This window comes from Streptomyces flavofungini, from assembly GCF_014650815.1.
GTDB lineage: Bacteria > Actinomycetota > Actinomycetes > Streptomycetales > Streptomycetaceae > Streptomyces > Streptomyces flavofungini.
The window spans coordinates 281,504-299,622 of record NZ_BMVR01000002.1 but is presented as its reverse complement, the minus strand read 5'-3'; the positions used below and the strand labels follow the sequence as shown (position 1 = coordinate 299,622).

16 protein-coding genes are annotated in these 18,119 nt (G+C 72.6%); 6 read left to right on the top strand and 10 right to left on the bottom strand.

Translation table 11 applies throughout. The features are described from left to right. Nucleotides 1-347: 347 nt before the first annotated feature. Nucleotides 348-1,193: a protein phosphatase 2C domain-containing protein gene (locus IE274_RS05140; protein ID WP_190114367.1), complete on the bottom strand. Its 846-nt coding sequence runs from the start codon at nt 1,191-1,193 to the stop codon at nt 348-350. A gap of 808 nt (nt 1,194-2,001) precedes the next feature. On the opposite strand from IE274_RS05140, the gene IE274_RS05135 reads away from it, so the two are divergent. The 5 genes from IE274_RS05135 (at nt 2,002) to IE274_RS05115 (ending at nt 7,711) form a co-directional block, all read left to right on the top strand. After that, a complete protein-coding gene (locus IE274_RS05135; RefSeq protein WP_229909234.1) occupies nt 2,002-4,773 on the top strand; it encodes a nitrate- and nitrite sensing domain-containing protein in 2,772 nt (923 codons plus the stop codon). A 143-nt stretch (nt 4,774-4,916) separates the two neighbouring features. Next, nucleotides 4,917-5,345, top strand: a complete 429-nt coding sequence (locus IE274_RS05130) for a roadblock/LC7 domain-containing protein (RefSeq protein WP_229909300.1) — start codon at nt 4,917-4,919, stop codon at nt 5,343-5,345. Then, nucleotides 5,339-5,752 carry a DUF742 domain-containing protein gene (locus IE274_RS05125; protein WP_190114364.1) on the top strand — a complete coding sequence of 138 codons (414 nt, stop codon included), beginning with the start codon at nt 5,339-5,341 and terminating at the stop codon, nt 5,750-5,752. Before IE274_RS05130 ends, IE274_RS05125 begins: the two co-directional genes overlap by 7 nt. After that, nucleotides 5,733-6,416, top strand: coding sequence for a GTP-binding protein (locus IE274_RS05120; RefSeq protein ID WP_190114363.1), 684 nt, complete (start codon nt 5,733-5,735; stop codon nt 6,414-6,416). Before IE274_RS05125 ends, IE274_RS05120 begins: the two co-directional genes overlap by 20 nt. Before the next feature lie 20 nt (nt 6,417-6,436). Beyond that, nucleotides 6,437-7,711 carry a styrene monooxygenase/indole monooxygenase family protein gene (locus IE274_RS05115; RefSeq protein ID WP_190114362.1) on the top strand — a complete coding sequence of 425 codons (1,275 nt, stop codon included), beginning with the start codon at nt 6,437-6,439 and terminating at the stop codon, nt 7,709-7,711. 223 nt (nt 7,712-7,934) lie between these two features. On the opposite strand, the gene IE274_RS05110 is transcribed toward IE274_RS05115, so the two are convergent. The 4 genes from IE274_RS05110 to IE274_RS05095 all read right to left on the bottom strand — a co-directional run bounded on the left by IE274_RS05110 (nt 7,935) and on the right by IE274_RS05095 (nt 11,464). After that, nucleotides 7,935-9,077, bottom strand: coding sequence for a C40 family peptidase (locus tag IE274_RS05110; protein ID WP_190114361.1), 1,143 nt, complete (start codon nt 9,075-9,077; stop codon nt 7,935-7,937). Nucleotides 9,078-9,242: 165 nt separating this feature from the next. Next, complete coding sequence (locus tag IE274_RS05105; protein WP_190114360.1) at nt 9,243-9,626, bottom strand: DUF8847 domain-containing protein; 384 nt, start codon at nt 9,624-9,626, stop codon at nt 9,243-9,245. Nucleotides 9,627-9,696: 70 nt separating this feature from the next. Continuing rightward, complete coding sequence (locus tag IE274_RS05100; RefSeq protein ID WP_190114359.1) at nt 9,697-10,428, bottom strand: TetR/AcrR family transcriptional regulator; 732 nt, start codon at nt 10,426-10,428, stop codon at nt 9,697-9,699. 97 nt (nt 10,429-10,525) lie between these two features. Further along, the gene (locus IE274_RS05095; RefSeq protein ID WP_190114358.1) at nt 10,526-11,464 is read right to left on the bottom strand and encodes an AurF N-oxygenase family protein; all 939 of its coding nucleotides are present in this window, start codon (nt 11,462-11,464) and stop codon (nt 10,526-10,528) included. 201 nt (nt 11,465-11,665) lie between these two features. Here IE274_RS05095 and IE274_RS05090 point away from each other — a divergent pair, with 201 nt between their 5' ends. Continuing rightward, a complete protein-coding gene (locus IE274_RS05090; RefSeq protein ID WP_372446975.1) occupies nt 11,666-12,832 on the top strand; it encodes a ferritin-like domain-containing protein in 1,167 nt (388 codons plus the stop codon). Here the strand turns inward: IE274_RS05090 and IE274_RS05085 are convergent. The 5 genes from IE274_RS05085 to IE274_RS05065 all read right to left on the bottom strand — a co-directional run bounded on the left by IE274_RS05085 (nt 12,829) and on the right by IE274_RS05065 (nt 18,003). Beyond that, on the bottom strand, nt 12,829-13,323 hold the full coding sequence (locus tag IE274_RS05085; protein ID WP_190114357.1) for a DinB family protein: 495 nt from the start codon (nt 13,321-13,323) through the stop codon (nt 12,829-12,831). The genes IE274_RS05090 and IE274_RS05085 overlap by 4 nt on opposite strands. A 68-nt stretch (nt 13,324-13,391) precedes the next feature. Further along, a complete protein-coding gene (locus tag IE274_RS05080) occupies nt 13,392-14,846 on the bottom strand; it encodes a penicillin-binding transpeptidase domain-containing protein (RefSeq protein WP_190114356.1) in 1,455 nt (484 codons plus the stop codon). After that, on the bottom strand, nt 14,843-16,246 hold the full coding sequence (locus IE274_RS05075) for an FtsW/RodA/SpoVE family cell cycle protein (RefSeq protein WP_190114355.1): 1,404 nt from the start codon (nt 16,244-16,246) through the stop codon (nt 14,843-14,845). The genes IE274_RS05080 and IE274_RS05075 overlap by 4 nt, the downstream gene beginning before the upstream one ends. A 71-nt stretch (nt 16,247-16,317) precedes the next feature. Beyond that, on the bottom strand, nt 16,318-16,683 hold the full coding sequence (locus IE274_RS05070) for an SH3 domain-containing protein (RefSeq protein ID WP_190114354.1): 366 nt from the start codon (nt 16,681-16,683) through the stop codon (nt 16,318-16,320). A 111-nt stretch (nt 16,684-16,794) separates the two neighbouring features. Further along, on the bottom strand, nt 16,795-18,003 hold the full coding sequence (locus IE274_RS05065; protein ID WP_372446984.1) for an ATP-binding protein: 1,209 nt from the start codon (nt 18,001-18,003) through the stop codon (nt 16,795-16,797). Nucleotides 18,004-18,119 lie beyond the last annotated feature (116 nt).

Below are 18,119 nucleotides of genomic sequence, written 5' to 3'. Positions count from 1 at the left end.
ACCGGATGTGGCCATGTGTTCCCCATGCCCGGAGATCCTTCCCTGTCGGCGAACCGAATTTCAACAGGCAATTCCTGATCGCTACTTCAGTTGAAATGTTCCGCAGATCAGTTCGGTGCGGGTGGGTGAAATTCCCGCGATTGAGAACAGAGAAGAGCAGTGAAGAGCAGTGCAGAAAAGTGAAGAACAGTGAAGAACGGCAGAGAACGGTGCAGAACGGCGGCGAATTGAATTCTTCGGCTATCTCTTGTCCGGCCGGGCGGGACCTGAAACGCGTACGGCGCAGCCCGGCCCCGGCACCCAGGGCGCGTCCCGGCACCCAGGGCGCGGCCCCGCCCCGCGGCGCCCTACAACTCCACGTACGCGACCGCCGCATCGTCATGCCGCTTCCCCCGCGGGAACCCCGCGCCCTCCGGGTCGGCCCGCTCCAGCTCCCGTACCCGGTCCACCAGCGCCTGCGGCCCGCTCTTGCGCAGCAGCCCGAAGCACTCCGCCCAGTCGCCCTCGCGGAACGTCTCGACCCAGCGCCCGGCGCCGTCCGTCAGGGCGGCGAGCGCGGTGACGGCTGCGCGGGGGCGGGTGCCGGTGACCGCGCGCGCGGCCACCGCCGGATCCGCCGCGGCCGTGAAGAAGCCGCCCTCGGCGTTCCGCAGGGCCTCGACCGCCGCCGCGTACCGGCGCCCCTCCGCCTGCCGTTCGGCGGAGCCGCGCGGCAGCGCCCGTACGACGTCGCGCTGCTCGCGGACCGCGGCCGGGAGCTGGTCCAGCCGCGGGTCGAGGACCGCCTCCACTTCACCGTCGGCGCCCGCCACGAGCAGCGCGGAGTCCGACAGGACCAGGTACTCGACGCGCTCGGCGTCCCACCGCGCGAGGACCACCGTCGCCTGTGGCGTGCGCGGGTGAGAAAGGTCACAGGCGTCACGGTGGGTGTCCGCGGTGCGCGCGATGGCCGCCGCGAGGATCTCAGGCAGCGTCATATCCCGGTGTGAAACGGACAGTTCACCCAGTGCGCCGCCCAGGCGGGCGGTGAACCAGGGGACGCTGTGCGAACAGCCGACGGCGCCGGACGGGGGCGTCACCCCGTCCAGGAGCACCAGTGATCCGCCCTGTCCGGACGCGGGGAGCGCCACTGACACGTAGTCCTCGTTGGGGCGGTCCGGGTCGCCGGGTTCGGTGGTCAGTTCGATGCGCATTCGATCAGTCTGCCCGAGGCGGGCGCGGACCCCCGGGAGGGGCGCGGCAGGCCAGGGGGAGGGGGAGTCGGCAGGTCGGGCGCCGGATTTCGGCCGGAATGATCATCTCCGGCGGGGGTGTGGCGGCGCATCCTGCCAAAGCCGCCCACAGACGTCCAACTGGCACACCGCGCAGGGCCCGCACGACACGCAGGGTGACTTGCTCACCAACTCCCTGTCGATGTTCACTCCTTCAGGTGGCCAGGCAGACGATGCTCGACTGCCGCGCTCCGGCGCTGGAATCGTCTGCGAAGGTCGGGAACCGTGCCGGGAGCGCTCGCGTTGACGGATCGTCACCTGGGCCCCAGGGCAGCCGAAAACAGGAATGCGAGCACCGGTGCAAGAGATGCGGCCTCGGCGCGAAGGCAGGCAGCAGGCCCCGGGAGGGGACTCGCTCGGCGCGACCACTCCCGCGGAGCGGGGGTCCGCCGCCGCGGCGGGTACGCCGGAATCCGGCGCGAGTACGGCCTCGTCGGTGAGTGGCACCGCATCCCGCGCGAGCACGGCTTCGCCGACTACGGGCGCCACATCCGGCGCGAGCGCGGCTTCGTCGGCGACGGGAACCACATCCGGCGGGGCAACGGACGCCCCGGTCGGCCCGACGCCCGACGCCCCGGCCCGCACCGCAGGTGACCCGCCCCCGCCCGCCCCCGCGACGGCCACGCCAGCCACCGCGCCCGTACCCCCCGCGACGGCCACGCCAGCCACCGCACCCGTACCCCCCACACCCCCCGCCCCGCCCAAAGCCCGAGTCCGCAACCGCCTCATAGTGGCCGTCGCAGTCGTCGCCGCCGCCGTCGCCGGCGCCGGTGCGCCCGTCATCGTCACCGCGACGAGCCAACTGAACGAGTCCCAGAGCCTGGTGACGCTCGCCGAGCTGACCCAGCAGTCGATCACGCTCAGTCACTCCCTGGCCGATGAACGCGACGAGGTCACCGCGTACATCGCCGCCGGCCGCCCCGACGGCAAGAGCCTCTCGGAGAGCCACAGCGCCCGTGTGGACCGGAGCATCGAGGAGCTCCGCGAAGCCGCCGCCGACGCGAACACCAACACCTCCGTCACCGCCGAGCTGCGCCGCGACCTCGCCGGACTCGCGTCCGTGCGCAGAGCCGCCCTCACCGGCAGGACCACGGCCCTCGACGCCCACAAGGCGTACGCGAAGGCCATCGCCGAACTCCACGGCCTCACCCGCGAACTGGCCGAGAAGCTCCCGCCACGCGCGGGCTCCGGCGCCCACGCCCTCGCCGACCTCGACCACGCCGTCGACCAGGCGGGCTCCGCGCGCGGCCTGCTGCTCGCCGCGCTCGCCGTGCCCCGCCCCGCCGCGACCGGCTCCACCGTCGACCCCGTCACCGGCCTGCCCACCTCGTCCGGGGCCGAGGACAGCGAGGAGGACGGCCGCCGCGACGGCCTCAGCGCCGCCGCCCAGCAGGCCCACGTGCGGGAACTGGCCGCGCTCGCCGACTTCCAGGACACCGCGCCCGCCAAGGCCCGTGCCACCTACGACTCCACGGTCACCGGCAACGGCGTGACCACCGCCGAGCAGTACCTCGCGCGCCTCACCGACCGGCCCCGGCTCTCCGGCGCCGACCAGCGCCTGGACCGCAAGAAGCTCGACAGCGCGCTGTCCGCCCGGATCGAGGCCATGCGCGGCGCCGAGAACGCCCTCGCCGACGCCCGCACCCAGAGCCTCGGCGACCTGCGCGACGACGACGTCACCGCGCTGGAGATCCGCATCGCGCTCGTCGGCGTGCTGCTGCTCGTCGCCGTCGGCGTGTGCATGGGCACGGCCCGCTCGCTGACCCGCCCGCTCGCCGCGCTGCGCCGGGGCTCGGAGCGGGTCGCGACCGCGCCCGCGGCCGAGGAGCCGGTGCGCTTCACCGGCCGCGACGACGAGTTCGCCGCCGTCGTGCGCTCCGTCAACGCGCTGCACGGCCACGCCGTCGGCCTCCAGGAACGCCTCACCACCCTGGAGGCCGACCGCAAGCACCTCATCGGCCAGCGCCAGACCATGGCCGACGCCCGCCAGGAGATGGCCGACGAACGCGACGCGCTGCGCGCCGAACTCGCCGAGGCCTCCGTCCACCTGGAGCGGGTGCGACGCAGCATCCACGGCACGTTCGTGAACCTCGCGCTGCGCACGCTCGGTCTGGTCGAGCGGCAACTCGCCGTCATCGAGGGCCTGGAGGAGCGCGAGCAGGACCCCGACCGGCTCGCCACCCTCTTCAAGCTCGACCACTTCGCCACCGTCACCCGCCGCCACAGCGAGAACCTCCTGGTCCTCGCGGGCGCCGAGCACGGCCACCAGCACGCGGGTCCGGTACCGCTCGTCGACGTCGTACGCGCCGCCGTCAGCGAGATCGAGCGGTACGAACGCGTCACCATCGCCACGCTGCCGCCGCACGCCCACATCGCCGGGTTCGCCGCCGACGACATCAGCCACCTGGTCGCCGAACTCCTGGAGAACGCCACCTCGTTCTCGCCGCCCGACGCCGCCGTCGAGGTGTCCGGCTGGCTCCTGGAGAACGGTGAGGTGATGCTCTCCGTGCAGGACGAGGGCATCGGCGTCGGCGCGGAGCGCCTCGACGAACTCAACGCGCGGCTCGCCGAGTTCTCCCCTGATGACGTGTACGACCAGGAGAGCGGCGACGGCCTCGGGCTCGGCCTGTACGTCGTGGCGCGGCTCGCCGCCCGGCACGGGGCGCGGGTGCGGCTGCGCGAGCAGAAGCAGGGCGGGGTCGCCGCGGTCGTCGTCCTGCCCGACGGCATCCTCGCCGCGCCGCCCGCGGCCGGGACGCCCGGAGCGGTGCCCGCCGCGCCCGCCGAGGCGCCGCTCGTGCACCTGCCCGGCTCCGAGGCCGAGGCCAACTCCAATGTCCTGCCGTCCCGTTCGGGCGACCGGGACCCCCTGATCGCCGCCGCGGAGACCACACTCGAACTCCTGGCACCGCCCGTCCCGGCCGACCACCCGGACGACGCGGAGCCGCACGCGCGGCCGGACGACGAGGTCCGGCCGGAGCAGGAGGCGCGCCCGAAGCCGGACGCGCAGTCGCCGTCGGAGCGGGATGCCGCACTGGCGGCGGAAGCGATGCCGGACGGGCTCCCGGAGGGCGGGGGCCCTTCGGAAGCGGAGGCCGTACGGGAGCCCGCGGCGCCGTCGCAGGACACGGCGGCCGTCGTCGTACCGGACGCGGCAGCCGGGGACGTGCCGGGCGCGGCCACCGCCGCCGAACCGGACACGGACACCGCCCGCGCCCGCGACGCCGACGCCCAGGTCCTCACCGCCAAGGGCCTCCCCAAGCGGACCCCGAGGATCAGCCCGACCGCGGGGAGCGCGGTGCCGAAGCCGCGGCCCGCCGTGGACGCCGAGGAACTGCGCCGCAGGCTGGGCGGGTTCCAGCAGGGGGCCATCAGCGGCCGCCGCGACGTGGCGGCGGAACTGGCCCGTACCGAAGAGCGATCGGCCCATACCGAAGAGAGTGCCGAAGGCCACCGTGCCGCAGATGTTCCGGGGGACCCAGTCGAGGAGGCAAGCAGTTGACTGCGCCCATGCGCACACCCGGTTCTTCCGCCAAGCCAGTGCGACCCCGCACGGGCGCCGACCCCGCGTCGGCGACCGCCGAACCGCCGTCCGGCGAACCCGTCGCGTACGGCCTCAGCAGTGAGGCCAAGAACCTCCACTGGCTGCTGACCAACCTGGTCGAGGAGGTTCCCGGCATCCTCTCGGTCGCCGTCGTCTCCTCCGACGGGCTCCTGCTGCTCTCCTCCGACCCCGTGCGCAACGCCGAGCGCCGCCCCGCCACCAGCCCCACCGGGCCCCGGGGTTCCAGCGCCGACCTGGCCACCATCGTGTCCGGGCTCGGCAGCCTCACCCTCGGCGCGGCCCGCCTGATGGACGGCGGCTCGGTGAAGCAGACCGTCGTCGCCATGGCGGAGGGCAGCCTCTTCGTGATGGCGGTCAGCGACGGTTCGCTGCTCGGGGTGCACGCGACGCCCGACTGCGACATGACGGTCGTCGCGTACCACATGGCGCTGTTTGTCGGCCGCGCCGGACACGTGCTCACCCCCGAACTCCGCAGCGAGCTGCGCCAGTCGATGGAGAACGCGTGCTGAGCCCCGTGCCCGAGCTCCCCCGGCGCCGCGGGGGGAAGCCCGCGCGCGTGCGCCCGTACTCGCTGACCGGCGGCCGCACCCGTTTCGGGCACGTCCTGCTCGTCGAGACGTTCGTCGCCGCGAACCCCGCCCTGGAGGCCCCCGAGGAGCGGCGGGAGCTGGGCAAGGGCGACCCGCTGAGCTCCCGGGTGATGCCGGAGATGCGGGCCATCGTCGAGATCTGCCGCCGGATGCGTACGGTCGCCGAGATCTCCGCGCTCCTGAAGATGCCCCTCGGCGTGGTCCGCGTTCTGCTCAGCGACCTCGCCGACCAGGGAAAGATCCGCGTGTACGGAACGGGCCACGGCCCCGGGCAGCCGAACCGCGCACTGCTCGAAAGGGTGCTGAGTGGACTCCGCCGTCTCTGACTCCACTGTCTCCGACTCCACTGTCTCCGACTCCACTGTCTCCGACTCCGCCGTCTCCGAACTCCTCGCCCACGAGGAGGGCGTACAGGCCTGGCAGAACGATCACACCCGCGCGCCGATCGCCACGAAGATCGTCGTCGCGGGCGGCTTCGGCGTCGGCAAGACGACGCTCGTCACCGCCGTCTCCGAGATCACGCCCCTCCAGACGGAGGCGCTGATGACCCAGGCCAGCGCCGACACCGACGACCTGAGCGCGACGCCCGAGAAGACCACGACCACCGTCGCCATGGACTTCGGCCGCATCACGCTCGACGACGACCTCGTGCTGTACCTCTTCGGCACCCCCGGCCAGCAGCGCTTCTGGTTCATGTGGGACGACTTGGTGCGCGGCGCGATCGGCGCCGTGGTGCTCGCCGACACCCGGCGCCTCACCGACTGCTTCCCCGCGCTCGACTACTTCGAGAGCTGCGGACTGCCGTACGTCGTCGCCGTCAACCACTTCGAGGGCACCCCGCGGTACGAGGCCGAGGACGTCCGCGAAGCGCTGACCGTACCCGCGCACATCCCCGTCCTGATCATGGACGCGCGGCAGCGGATCTCAGCCGTCGAGTCGCTGCTCGCGCTCGTGGGCCACGCGCTGGACCGCACCCCCGAGCAGCCCTGAACAGAAGGATCCCCACCAGCATGCGGAAGATACTTGTCGTCGGAGCCGGTCAGTCCGGCCTCCAGATCGCCCTCGGACTCCAGTCGCAGGGGTACGAGGTCACCCTCATGTCCAACCGCACGGCGGACGAGATCCGGTCCGGCCGGGTCATGTCCACCCAGTGCATGTTCCACACCGCCCTCCAGCACGAGCGCGACCTGGGCCTGAACTTCTGGGAGTCCCAGGCGCCCCTCATCGAGGGCGTCGGCGTCTCTGTCGCCGGCCCCGACTCGTCCCCGAGCTCTCCACCGGGTTCGAGCAGGGGATACCCCACTCGCGTCATCGACTGGGTCGGCAAGCTCGACGGGTACGCGCAGTCCGTCGACCAGCGCGTGAAGATGGCCGGCTGGATGGAGACGTTCGCGCAGCGCGGCGGGCAGCTCGTCATCCACGGCGCGGCCGTCTCCGACCTGGACTACTTCTCCCGTACGTACGACCTGGTGCTCGTGTCCGCCGGCAAGGGCGAGCTGGTGTCCATGTTCGAGCGGGATGCCTCGCGGTCGCCGTACGACGCGCCGCAGCGGGCGCTCGCCGTGGCGTACGTCCACGGGCTCGGGCCGCGGCCCGAACACCCCGAGTTCGACGCCGTCCGCTGCAACCTCGTGCCCGGGGTCGGCGAACTCTTCGTCATGCCGACGCTCACCACGTCCGGCCGCGCCGACATCCTCTTCTGGGAAGGCATCCCCGGCGGTCCCCTCGACGTCTTCCAGGGCATCAAGGACCCCGGTGAGCATCTTGCCCTCACCCTCGAACTCCTGGAGAAGTTCCTTCCCTGGGAGTACGCGCGCGCCACCAAGGTCGAACTCACCGACGCGGGCGGTGCTCTGGCCGGGCGGTACGCCCCCACCGTGCGCAAGCCCGTCGGGCGGCTGCCCGGCGGCGGGCTCGTCCTCGGCGTCGCCGACGTCGTCGTCGCCAACGACCCGATCACCGGGCAGGGGTCCAACTCGGCCTCCAAGTGCGCCGCGTCCTACCTCTCCTCCATCGTCTCCCACGGGGACCGGCCCTTCGACGAGGCCTGGATGCAGGGGGCGTTCGACCGGTACTGGGCCACCGCCCAGCACGTCACCAAGTGGACCAACGCGATGCTTGGCGTGCCGCCCGAGCACGTCCTCAACCTGCTGGGCGCGGCGGGTGAACTCCAGCCTGTCGCCGACCGTTTCGCCAATGGGTTCAATGATCCGGCGGACTTCGAGAACTACTTCTATGAGGCGGAGCTGGCGGAGGGGTATGTGGCGGGGGTCGCGGCTGCGTAGCCCCCAATCCCGCCCCTTCCCGAAACCGGGGGCGGCAGCCCCCGGACCCCCGCTGTCGGCGCGCTTCGCGCCTCGTCCTCAATCTCCCCCAAGCTCTTAAGGAGCAGGGGGGACCCCCACGACGGGCTGGAAAAACCAGCCCCTCCGGCGTTTGAGGAGCGGGGTCCGGGGCGGAGCCCCGGTTTCGGGAAGGGGCGGGGTTGGGGAGAGCCCCCGGCAGGGCCTACCCCGCCCACCCCCGGTCCGCCCCCTTCGTCGCCCCGGCGGGCAAGCGGGGCGGACGGTAGTCGGGGACGGGCGTGGCCCGGGGGTCGGGGCGGACCGCGCCGAGGACGGGGTTGGCGGCGAGGGGGGAGACCTTGATGCGGGCGCCGGGGCGGGGCGCGTGGACGACCTTGCCGCGGCCGAGGTAGAGGGCGACGTGCGTGGCGCGGGGGAAGTAGACGACGAGGTCGCCGGGGCGCAGGTCGCGGAGGGGGACCCGGGGCAGCCGGGCCCACTGCTGCTGGCTGGTCCGGGGGATGCCGTGGCCCGCCACCCCCCAGGCCCGCTGGGTGAGCCCGGAGCAGTCGAAGGCGGCGGGCCCCTCCGCCCCCCACTCGTACGGCTTCCCGATCTGCGCGACGGCGTACCGCAGGGCCCGCTCCCCCCGGGCGGACGGCGCCCGCCCGACCCCGGCGGGCGCACCGAGCGCCCCGGACGCGACGAGCCGCCGTTGCGCCCGTGCGGCCCCGGCCTCCTCGGCCCGGCCCAACGCGGCCAGCTCCTCGGCGCTGAGGGAGGCGAGCAGCTCCTCGACCTCCTTGAGCCGGGTCCGTACGGCGTCCCGGGCGATGCGTTGCCGCTGGGCGAGGGACTCCTGCGTGGCGAGTGCGCGCCGGGCCGCGCGGGCCAGGCCGTCGGCCTTCTTCTCGCCGTCGACGAGGCGGTTGACGGTGGCGGCGCGTTCGGCGGCGGCGCGGCGCAGGACGTGGCGCTGGTCCAGGGCGCCCTGCGGGTTGCGGGCCAGGAGGAGGCGTACGTAGGAGGAGATCTCGATGGTGCCGTGCTGGTACTGCTGCCGGGCCAGGCGGCCGGCGGCCCCTCTGCCGTCGTGTGCGGAGGCGCGGGCCTCGGCCAGGGTGCGGTTGAGGTCCTTGACCTCGCGGCGTTGGCCGGTGAGTTTCTCGTCGGTCGCGTTGTAGGTCTCCGTGGACTCCTCGGCCTGGCGGTAGAGGCGTTGGAGGTCCGTGAGGAGTTCGGCCACGGGGCGGGCGTCGGGGGTCGGGGCCGCTCGGGCCGGGGTGGTGGGGGTGAGGGGGGTGGCCGTGAGCAGCGCGGAGAGGGCGGAGCCGGTGCAGGCCCAGCGTAGGAATCTTCCTGACACGTCGTCACCTCCCGGTGCGGGGCGGAGGGTCCGCCGCGCACCGTGAGCATGGGGTGTCCCCGTGGGCGCCGCCCGTCGGCACTGGGCGGTTGGCGCAATGAGGTCACTCGTCCAGGGCTCCTCGGCGCGGCGGGTTGCGTCCGGCTCCGCTCCGGACCCCGCTCCTCAGGACTGAGGTCCGCGCCCGCCTTCCGGGCCAGGGCTCGCCTCCGGGTCAGGGCTCGCCTCTGGGTCAGGGCTCGCCTCCGGGCCAGAGCTCGCCCCGGGTCCAGGGCCCGGCTTGGACCAGGGCCACTTCAAGTTCCGCCATCCCCCCGCACCCTCGCCGCCCCCCGCGTCGTACTCGTACGTCCACCCCGGATGCAGGCCGAAGCGGCGGGCGGTGCCCGCTGGTACGCGGCGGTAGACGAGGACCGTGGGTTCGCCGCCCGCGTCGTCGGGGACGGGGACGCGGTAGACCTTCGGCGGGTGGCCGGTCGGGCCGAGCAGGACGGGGAGGACACGGCCGTCCAGGGGGCCGCCCACGAAGGGGGTCTCTTCACTCTTCACGGCACCAGTGTCTCCCCGGCGACCCGACCGCGCGGCCCGCGGCCAGGCGGCCCCGTGGCCTGCGCGGCCCCTAGAGCAGGTGGACCGCCTCCGCCGCCACCGGCAGCACCCGGCGTACCAGCTTGCCCACCGGTCCCTCCGGCGTCTCCAGCGCCAGGGCGTGCCGGACCATGGCGGCGGTCTGCGGGTCGCGGCCCGCCGTGGCCGTGATGTGGGCGATGAACTGCTCGACCAGCCATTCGCGCAGTTCGTCCAGGGGCGGCTGCTTGTCCTCGTCGAGCCAGATGAGGGAGGCCGCCTCGACGGAGGTGATCCACATCCGGACGGTCATGCGCAGTCGGGGGCCGGGCGGCCCGGGGAGTTCCATGTGGGCGAGGATGTGCTCGGCCGCCGCGCGGCGGACGCCGTCGACGATGGCGCTGGTGCGCGAGGTCTCGATGACGCTGCCGCCCTGGAGCAGCGCGCTGAACCCGGTGTCGTGCTCGTCGACGAAGGCGAGATACCGGTCGAGGGCGCGGCCGAGGCGCTGGGTGAGGGAGCCCTCCTGCGGTTCGGCGAAGCACTGTTCCAGCTCGTCGGCGGCCGTGCGCAGCGCCGCTTCGTACAACTGCTGCTTGCCGCCGGGGAAGTAGCGGTACACCAGGGGCCGAGACACTCCGGCGGCCTCCGCGACGTCGTCGAGCGAGACCTCCTCGGGCGCGCGGTGCGCGAAGAGGTTCAGGGCGGCGTCGAGGAGCTGACTCCGCCGCTCCTCGACGCTGAGGCGCCGGTACGCGCGGGTGGGGCCGACGGCTTGGGTCATGTCCCGCAGCGTAACCGTGATTTCGTACGAAGAGATATGAGGAGATGGGGACGGGGGCGGGCCGGGGCGAGGGTGGCCGGGACGCGGTGGTACCGGCCTACGCCAGCAGGCCCGAGGACTTCCACAGGCGCCTGCCCGGGCCGCGCAGCACGCCGATGTCGTCCAGGAAGTCCGTGAGCCGCTTCGCGCCGGACTGCATGACCTCGCGGCGGTGGCCGCTGGCCTTGACCTGGGCGACGGCTTCGCGGCGGTTCAGGCCGACGTTCGTGTAGACCTGCGGGTTGACGAAGGCGATAGAGAAGACGCGGGCCGCCTCGCCGCTGCTGACGCGGGTCAGCTCGCGCTCCCAGCGCGGCGCGGTCACCATCTGGCGCCGCAACTCCTCGCGGGCGTACCGGACGTGGCGGGCCTCCTCCACGACGTGGATGCGGGTCACGCCGCGCACGATGGTCTGGACGCGCTCGTCGGGGAACGTCAGGCGCTGCATCCAGTCCAGGATCTCCTCGCCGAGCAGCGTGCAGGCGAAGGAGCCGGGGGTGGTGGAGACGGTCTTGAGGACGCGGGCCAGGTTGTGGTTGAGCCTGGTGACGGGGTACGTCGGTGCCCCGCCCTTCTCGATCATGCGGGCGAACATCATCGAGTGGCGGCACTCGTCGGCGATCTCCGTGAGCGCGTACCGCACGTGTGCGCTGGTCACGGACTTGTCGTAGATGTGCCGCACGAGCAGCTGCATGAGGATGATCTCGAACCAGATGCCGAGCGAGGCCAGGGAAGCCGCCTCGTGGCGGGCGAGGTCGTGGCGCTGCTCCTCGGACATCCGCCGCCACATCGGGGTGTCGTAGAGCGAGACCAGCTCGGGCGGCCAGAACCACTTGCCGTCCTCGACGGGCGCGTCCCAGTCCAGCTCCTTGTCCGGGTCGAAGGAGTGCTTCGCGGAGGACTCGAGGAGGCGCTGGGCCACCTGCTCGCGGTCCTTGAGCAGGCCGAGCGCGTCCCGCAGACCCGCAAGTTCGCTGTCTTCGGCCACGGTCGTCATGAGATCTCCTGCTCCTCGTGTGCTCTCGCAAGCGGGTTACCGGGGGTCACGTCTTATGAGACTGCTTGTCAGCAAGGCCGTCAATCCCTTGCGCACGACTTGTTGACCCCGCGTCTACCACCGTGTGAGCCTGCCAAGGAGCCACCCCTGTGCGGCGGTTGCGCGGCAGCGGGGGCCGCCGAGACCCGCGAGGAGCCGTCAGTGTCCACACGCGATCTGTACGTCAACGCAGGCCGGGAGAGCGGTACCGGCCAGGGAACGGATGGCGGGGGAGCCCTCGCCTGGACGGTGCCCGCGACCGGAGCGGCCCGCTTCAGCTGGGAGGCCATGTTTGTTGGGCAAAAAGATGGCTCAGGCCGCGAACGCCTCCTGAACCTCTACCAAAAGGGCAAGGACAAGCAGTGGGACGGCGCCAAGCGCATCGCCTGGGATCTCGAAGTCGACCCGCTCGACCCGCTCGGCACCCCCGACGAAGCCATGTCCATCTACGGCACCCGGTACTGGGACCGGATGAACGCGGCCGAGCGCGGTGAACTGCGCAAGCACTACACCTCCTGGCAGTTCAGCCAGTTCCTGCACGGCGAGCAGGGCGCGATGGTGTGCGCGGCCCGCATCGTGGAGTCCGTCCCCGACCTGGACGCGAAGTTCTACTCCGCCACCCAGACCATGGACGAGGCCCGGCACGCCGAGATCTACAGCCGCTTCCTGCACGAGAAGATCGGCATGCTCTACCCGATCAACGACAATCTGCAGGCGCTGCTCGGCGACACGCTGCGCGACTCCCGCTGGGACATGCCCTACCTCGGCATGCAGGTCCTCATCGAAGGCCTCGCCCTCGCCGCTTTCGGCATGATCCGCGACACCACCGACAAGCCGCTGCCCAAGCAGATCCTCGCGTACGTCATGCAGGACGAGGCCCGGCACGTGGCCTTCGGGCGGATGGCGCTGCGCGACTACTACAAGCAGCTCACCGACGCCGAACTGCGCGAACGCGAGGAGTTCGTCATCGACGGCTGCTACCTGATGCGCGACCGGCTGCGCGGCGTCGAGGTCCTCACCAACTTCGGCATCCCGCTGAAGGAGGCCGAGGAGTACAGCGAGCGCTCCGAATACCTGCAGCTCTTCCGGCAGTTGCTGTTCAGCCGCATCGTGCCGTGCGTCAAGGACATCGGCCTGTGGGGCAAGCGGCTCCAGCAGGCGTACGTCGACATGGGCGTGTTCGACATGGGCAACTCCAACCTCGACCAGCTGATGGCGCAGGACGAGGAGATCGCCGAGAAGCTCGACGCGGAGCGGTTCGCGGCGGAGGAACACGAGCGGGTCGCGGAGGTCTCCGAGGCGATCGCCGCCGGCGCCGCCGACGCCTAAGTGCCGAGCTGCGCCGTGGTGTTCGCCCCGTCCAGCGCCTCGCGCACGATGTCCGCGTGCCCGGAGTGCTGCGCCGTCTCGCGCAGGAGGTGCAGCACGATCCGGCGCACGGACCAGCGCGGTACGACTCCGGGCTCCCACGGCGCCTCCGGCAGCGGTACGACGCGGTCGAGCCCGGCGCGCTCCACCGCCTCGTCGGTCGCCCGCGCCGCCGCCTCGTACGCGGCCACGAGGGCGGGCACGCTCGCGCCCGGCGGCATCTTGTACTGCTCGACGTCGAACATCGAGGGCGGCGTCTCGCCGGTCCCGCTGCTCAGGACGTGCGTCCAGTTGCGCTCGCCGTGGGTGAGGTGGTTCAGGATGCCGCCGAGTGTCAGCTCGCTGACGGTGGACCGGGCGGCGGCCTGCTCCTCGGAGAGGCCCCGCACGGCGATGAGGAGGGTGCGGCGCTGCTCGCGCAGGGCGTTCAGGAGCTCCTGGGTTTCGGTCATGCGGCCACGCTAGACGCCAACTAGGACAGGAACGGTCCTGGTTGGCGGTGGTGCCGAAAACGTCCGCCTCAACGCAGCGCGGCCTCCATCACGGCCTTCGCGATCGGCGCCGCGCTCCCGCCCCCGCTGATGTCCGAGCGGTCCGCCGACGCGTCCTCGACGACGACCGCGACCGCCACCGACGGCTCCGCGTCGCCCGGCTTCTGCGCCCAGGCGATGAACCAGGCGTACGGGGTGCCCGCGTTGCCGATGCCGTGCTGAGCCGTGCCCGTCTTGCCGCCGACGGTCACGCCCTCGATGGCGGCGTTGCGGCCCGTGCCCTTCTCGACGACGTCCGTCATCAGCTCGCGCAACCGCACGGCCGTGCCCGGGTTCATCGCCTGCCGCAGCGTCCGGGTGCCGGTCGACGCGACGGTGTCGCCGTCGTCGGTCGTCGTCCGGTCCACCAGGTACGGCGCCTTGACCGAGCCGCCGCCCGCCACGGCCGCCGACACCATCGCCATCTGCAGGGGCGTGGCGCGGGTGTCGTACTGGCCGATGGCGGAGAGGGCGAGCTGGGCGTCGTCCATGGCGGTGTCGAAGGTGCTGGTGGCGACCGGCGAGGGAATGCGCAGGCCCGGGGTGTCGAAGCCGAACTTCTTCGCGGTGCCCGCCATGGCGTCCTGGCCGGTGTCGGCGCCGAGCTTGGCGAAGACGGTGTTGCAGGACCACTGGAAGGCGTACCGCAGGCTGGCGTTCGCGCACCCCTCGACCTCGTTGGCCAGGCTGGTCGTGGTGCCGGGCAGGGTGTACGGGTCGGGGGACCTGGTGTCCGCGTCCAGGTCGGTGATCTCGCCCGCGTCGAGCGCCGCCGCCGCCGTCACCACCTTGAACGTCGACCCGGGCGGATAGGTCTGGCTGAGCGCCCGGTTGAGCATCGGCTTGTCCGGGTCGGCGTTCAGTCCGGCCCAGGCACCGGTCACGGCGCTGCCCGTGCCCGCGAGCCGCTCGGGGTCGTACGACGGCGTGGACACCAGCGCCAGGACCTCGCCGGTGGCCGGGTCGAGGGCGGCCACGGCGCCCTTCTTGCCGCCGAGCCCGGCGTACGCGGCCTGCTGCACGGCCGCCCGGACGGTGGTGACGACCTCGCCGCCCGGGTTCTGGGCGCGGGTGATGTCGTTCCACAGGGGCAGCGGGGCGAGCATGGGGTCGGTGCCGGAGAGGATGTCGTCCTCGGCGTGCTCCAGGAACGTGGTGCCGTACACCTGCGAGGCGAAGCCGGTCACGGGGGCGTACAACGGGCCGTTGCGGTACGTCCGTTCGTGGCGGAGCTGCTGGCCGGTGTCCTTGGACCCGGTGATCGGGCGGCCGTCCACGAGGATGTCGCCGCGCGGCTGGTCGAAGCGGGTGATGGCGGTGCGGCGGTTGGCGGGATTGTCGTCGTACGCCGCGGAGTCGACGATCTGCACCCGGGTCGCGTTGACGAGCAGCGCCACGAGCAGCAGCGCGCAGAACGCGGCGGCATGGCGGATGTGACGGGTCATGCCCGGCCCTCCTCGATCTGGTACGCGACCCCGGACGCCGACCCCGCTGCGGGCACCGGCACCGGCTGGGCGCGCGCCGAGTCGCTGACCCGGATGAGCAGCGCCACGATGATCCAGTTGGTGACGACCGACGAACCGCCCTGCGCGAGGAACGGCATGGCCATCCCCGTCAGCGGGATCAGCCCCGTCACCCCGCCCGCGATCACGAACACCTGGAGCGCCACGATCGACGCGAGCCCGATCGCGAGCAGCCGCCCGAACGGGTCACGCAGCGCGAGCCCCGCCCGGAAGCCCCGCTCCACCAGCAGCGCGTACAGCAGGAAGATCGCCGTGAGCCCGGTGAGCCCCAGCTCCTCCCCGGCCGTCGCCAGGATGAAGTCCGACTTCGCGGCGAAGCCGATGAGGATCGAGTGCCCGTCCCCGAGTCCGCTGCCGAGCATCCCTCCGGCCGCGAACGCGAACAGCGACTGGGCGAGCTGGTTCGGCCCCTCACCCGCCTCGATCGACGCGAACGGGTGCAGCCAGTCCTCGACGCGGCCGTGCACATGCGGCTCCAACGAGCCCACCGCGAACGCCCCGACCGCCGCGAGCAACAGGCCGACGGCGATCCAGCCGGTGCGTCCGGTGGCGACGTACAGCAGGACCACGAACAGTCCGAAGAACAGCAGCGAGGTGCCGAGGTCGCGCTCCAGGACGAGCACACCGACGCTCAGCAGCCAGATCGCCACGATCGGCCCGAGCACCCGCCCGGTGGGCAGTTGCAGCCGCTTGAACTTCCACACGGTGCGGCCCGCGTACGCCAGGGCGGTGCGGTTGGCCGCGAGGTAGCTGGCGAAGAAGACCGCGAGCAGGATCTTCGCGAACTCGCCGGGCTGGATGGAGAATCCGCCGATCCGGATCCAGATCCGGGCGCCGTTCACCGCGGGGAAGAAGATCGGCACGATCATGAGGACGAGCGCGGTGACCACGGACAGGTACGCGTAGCCCTTGAGCACGCGGTGGTCGCGCAGGAACAGCACGACACCGATGAACAGGCCGACGCCGATCGTCGACCAGACGAGCTGGGTGGGCGCCGCCCGGTCGCCGGGGGTCTCCAGGTCGAGCCGGTAGATGAGCACCAGGCCGAGGCCGTTGAGCAGCACGGCGATCGGCAGGAGCAGCGGATCGGCGTACGGGGCCCGCAGGCGCACCGCCACATGGGCGAGCAGCGCGAGCACCCCGAGCCCGGCGCCGTAACCGGCGGCGCCGGGCGGGACGGAGCCGTTTCGGGCGAGCCCCACATCGCAGTAGCCGTACACCGAGAGCAGCACGGCCACGACGATCAGCGCCAGCTCGGTGCCACGGCGCCGGGGGACACGCACAGCGGCGACGGCGGCGGGCTCCGCCGCTGTTCCGGTCATGCCCGGAACGTAGCAAGCTGCGGGCCTAATGTCCGGTTATGTCGCCGGTGTCCCGGCGCCCCGTCGGCGGCTCAGCACCAGCGCGGCGCGGGCCCGATGTTGGCGATGTAGTGCGCGGCGCCCCACGCCCAGGTCCCGTCGGTGAGCAGGTACCAGCGGTCGTTGTGGTGGACGTACTCGCCGCGCGCCTTGCAGAAGATGTGCACGACCTTCCCGTACGGCTCAGTCCGGATGACCTTGCTGCCCCGCGTCGGCGCGTCCCGGAGCAGCAGCCCCGACTTGGCGGTGACGCGCCCCTTGTAGACCGGCGGATTGTTGTTCGCGTCCTCGGCGGCGGCACCGGGCGCGGCGGTGAGCACGGTGGCGGCGGCGAGGGCGCCACCGGCCACGAGTATGGAGAGACGGCGGGCGAGGGCGGACCGGGAACGAAGGGCCATGAGGCCTCCTCAGCAGAGCGGAGTGGGGGAACGCGACCGGGTCAAGGGCCGCGATTTCACGCTAGGAGCGACACGAGGAGCCCGCAAACGATCACAGCCGGTCGTGCGGGGTCAGCCCACGTCCCCCACGCCGTCCGAGGCGACTTCGTACGGAAGGGTCAGCACGGCCACCGCCCCACCGGACTCGGCCGCGTTGGCGAACACCAGCCGCGCCCCCAGCACCTCCGCCTGCCCAAGAGCAATGGTCAGCCCCAGCCCGTGCCCCTTGGTGGTCCCCTCCGTACGGAACCGCTGCGGCCCGTGCTCGATGAGGTAGTCCGGGAACCCGGGCCCGTGATCCCGGACGGTGATCACCGGCCCGTCGACGGTCAGGGAAACCGGCGGAGCCCCGTGCTTCAGGGCGTTCCCGACCAGATTCCCCAGCACCCGCTCCAGCCGCCGCCCATCGGTCTCGACCACGATGTCCCGTACGACCAGCAGCTCCACCTCGGCCCCCGAAGCCCGCACGACACGTTCGGCCAGGGGAGCGAGCCGGACGGCGTCGAGCTCCACGCGTTCGTTGCGCGAGTCGAGGCGGGAGATCTCCAGGAGGTCCTCGGTGAGGGTGCGCAGGGTCGCCACCCGGTCCTGGACCAGCTCGGTGGGGCGGCCGGGCGGCAGCAGCTCGGCGGCGGCGTGCAGCCCGGTGAGCGGCGTCCGCAGCTCGTGCGCGACGTCCGCGGTGAACCGCTGCTCGCTCAGGAGCTTGCCCTGGAGCGAGGACGCCATCGTGTCCAGGGCGCCGGAGACGGTGGCCACCTCGTCCTGGTGGCGGCCGTCGTCGTGGGTACGGGGGTCGTTGACGCGCGCGTCCAGGTCGCCCGCGCTGATGCGCCGCGCGACCCGCGCGGTCAGGTGCAGCCGCCGCGTCACGCGCGTCACCGCGAACGAGCCGACGAGCAGCGTCGCCCCGATCGCGAGCACCGACGAGCCGACGATGGCCCGGTCGAGCCCGTCGATGGTGCGGGCGCCCTGCGCGTAGTCGACCTGCACGGCGATGGCCCGCCCGCCGTCGGCGGGACCCGCCGCCCACACGGTCGGCCGCTCGTCGTGGTCGCCGACCATCGTGCCGCGCTCCCCGCTCACCGCGAGGTCGCGCAGCCGCCGCGGCAGGCCGGGCGGATCGACGCCCGCTCCGGGGCCGAGCCGCCCGCCCGCCTCGTACTGCTTGGTGGCGTCGTCGAGCCGGGTCAGGGCGCGGTCGCGGGCCTGGCCGACGGTCTGGTTGGTCACCGCGACATGGACGAGTACGCCGAGGAGCGCCGCGAGCGCGCAGCACATCACGGCGATGAACACCGCGGCCTTCCAGGTCAGCGTCGCGGTCCAGGCGGGCAGCCGGAAGGGGAGGCGGGGCGGGCGCGACAGCCGGGAGGAGCGGGCGCGGGGCGGGGCACCGG

What these genes read in the sequence shown, in the direction of transcription:
- IE274_RS05140 (WP_190114367.1), bottom strand. Translation starts at nt 1,193, where the DNA reads ATGCGCATCGAACTGACCACCGAACCCGGCGACCCGGACCGCCCCAAC.
- IE274_RS05115 (WP_190114362.1), top strand. Translation starts at nt 6,437, where the DNA reads ATGCGGAAGATACTTGTCGTCGGAGCCGGTCAGTCCGGCCTCCAGATC.
- IE274_RS05100 (WP_190114359.1), bottom strand. Translation starts at nt 10,428, where the DNA reads ATGACCCAAGCCGTCGGCCCCACCCGCGCGTACCGGCGCCTCAGCGTC.
- IE274_RS05095 (WP_190114358.1), bottom strand. Translation starts at nt 11,464, where the DNA reads ATGACGACCGTGGCCGAAGACAGCGAACTTGCGGGTCTGCGGGACGCG.
- IE274_RS05085 (WP_190114357.1), bottom strand. Translation starts at nt 13,323, where the DNA reads ATGACCGAAACCCAGGAGCTCCTGAACGCCCTGCGCGAGCAGCGCCGC.
- IE274_RS05080 (WP_190114356.1), bottom strand. Translation starts at nt 14,846, where the DNA reads ATGACCCGTCACATCCGCCATGCCGCCGCGTTCTGCGCGCTGCTGCTC.
- IE274_RS05075 (WP_190114355.1), bottom strand. Translation starts at nt 16,246, where the DNA reads ATGACCGGAACAGCGGCGGAGCCCGCCGCCGTCGCCGCTGTGCGTGTC.
- IE274_RS05070 (WP_190114354.1), bottom strand. Translation starts at nt 16,683, where the DNA reads ATGGCCCTTCGTTCCCGGTCCGCCCTCGCCCGCCGTCTCTCCATACTC.
- IE274_RS05065 (WP_372446984.1), bottom strand. Translation starts at nt 18,003, where the DNA reads ATGTGCTGCGCGCTCGCGGCGCTCCTCGGCGTACTCGTCCATGTCGCG.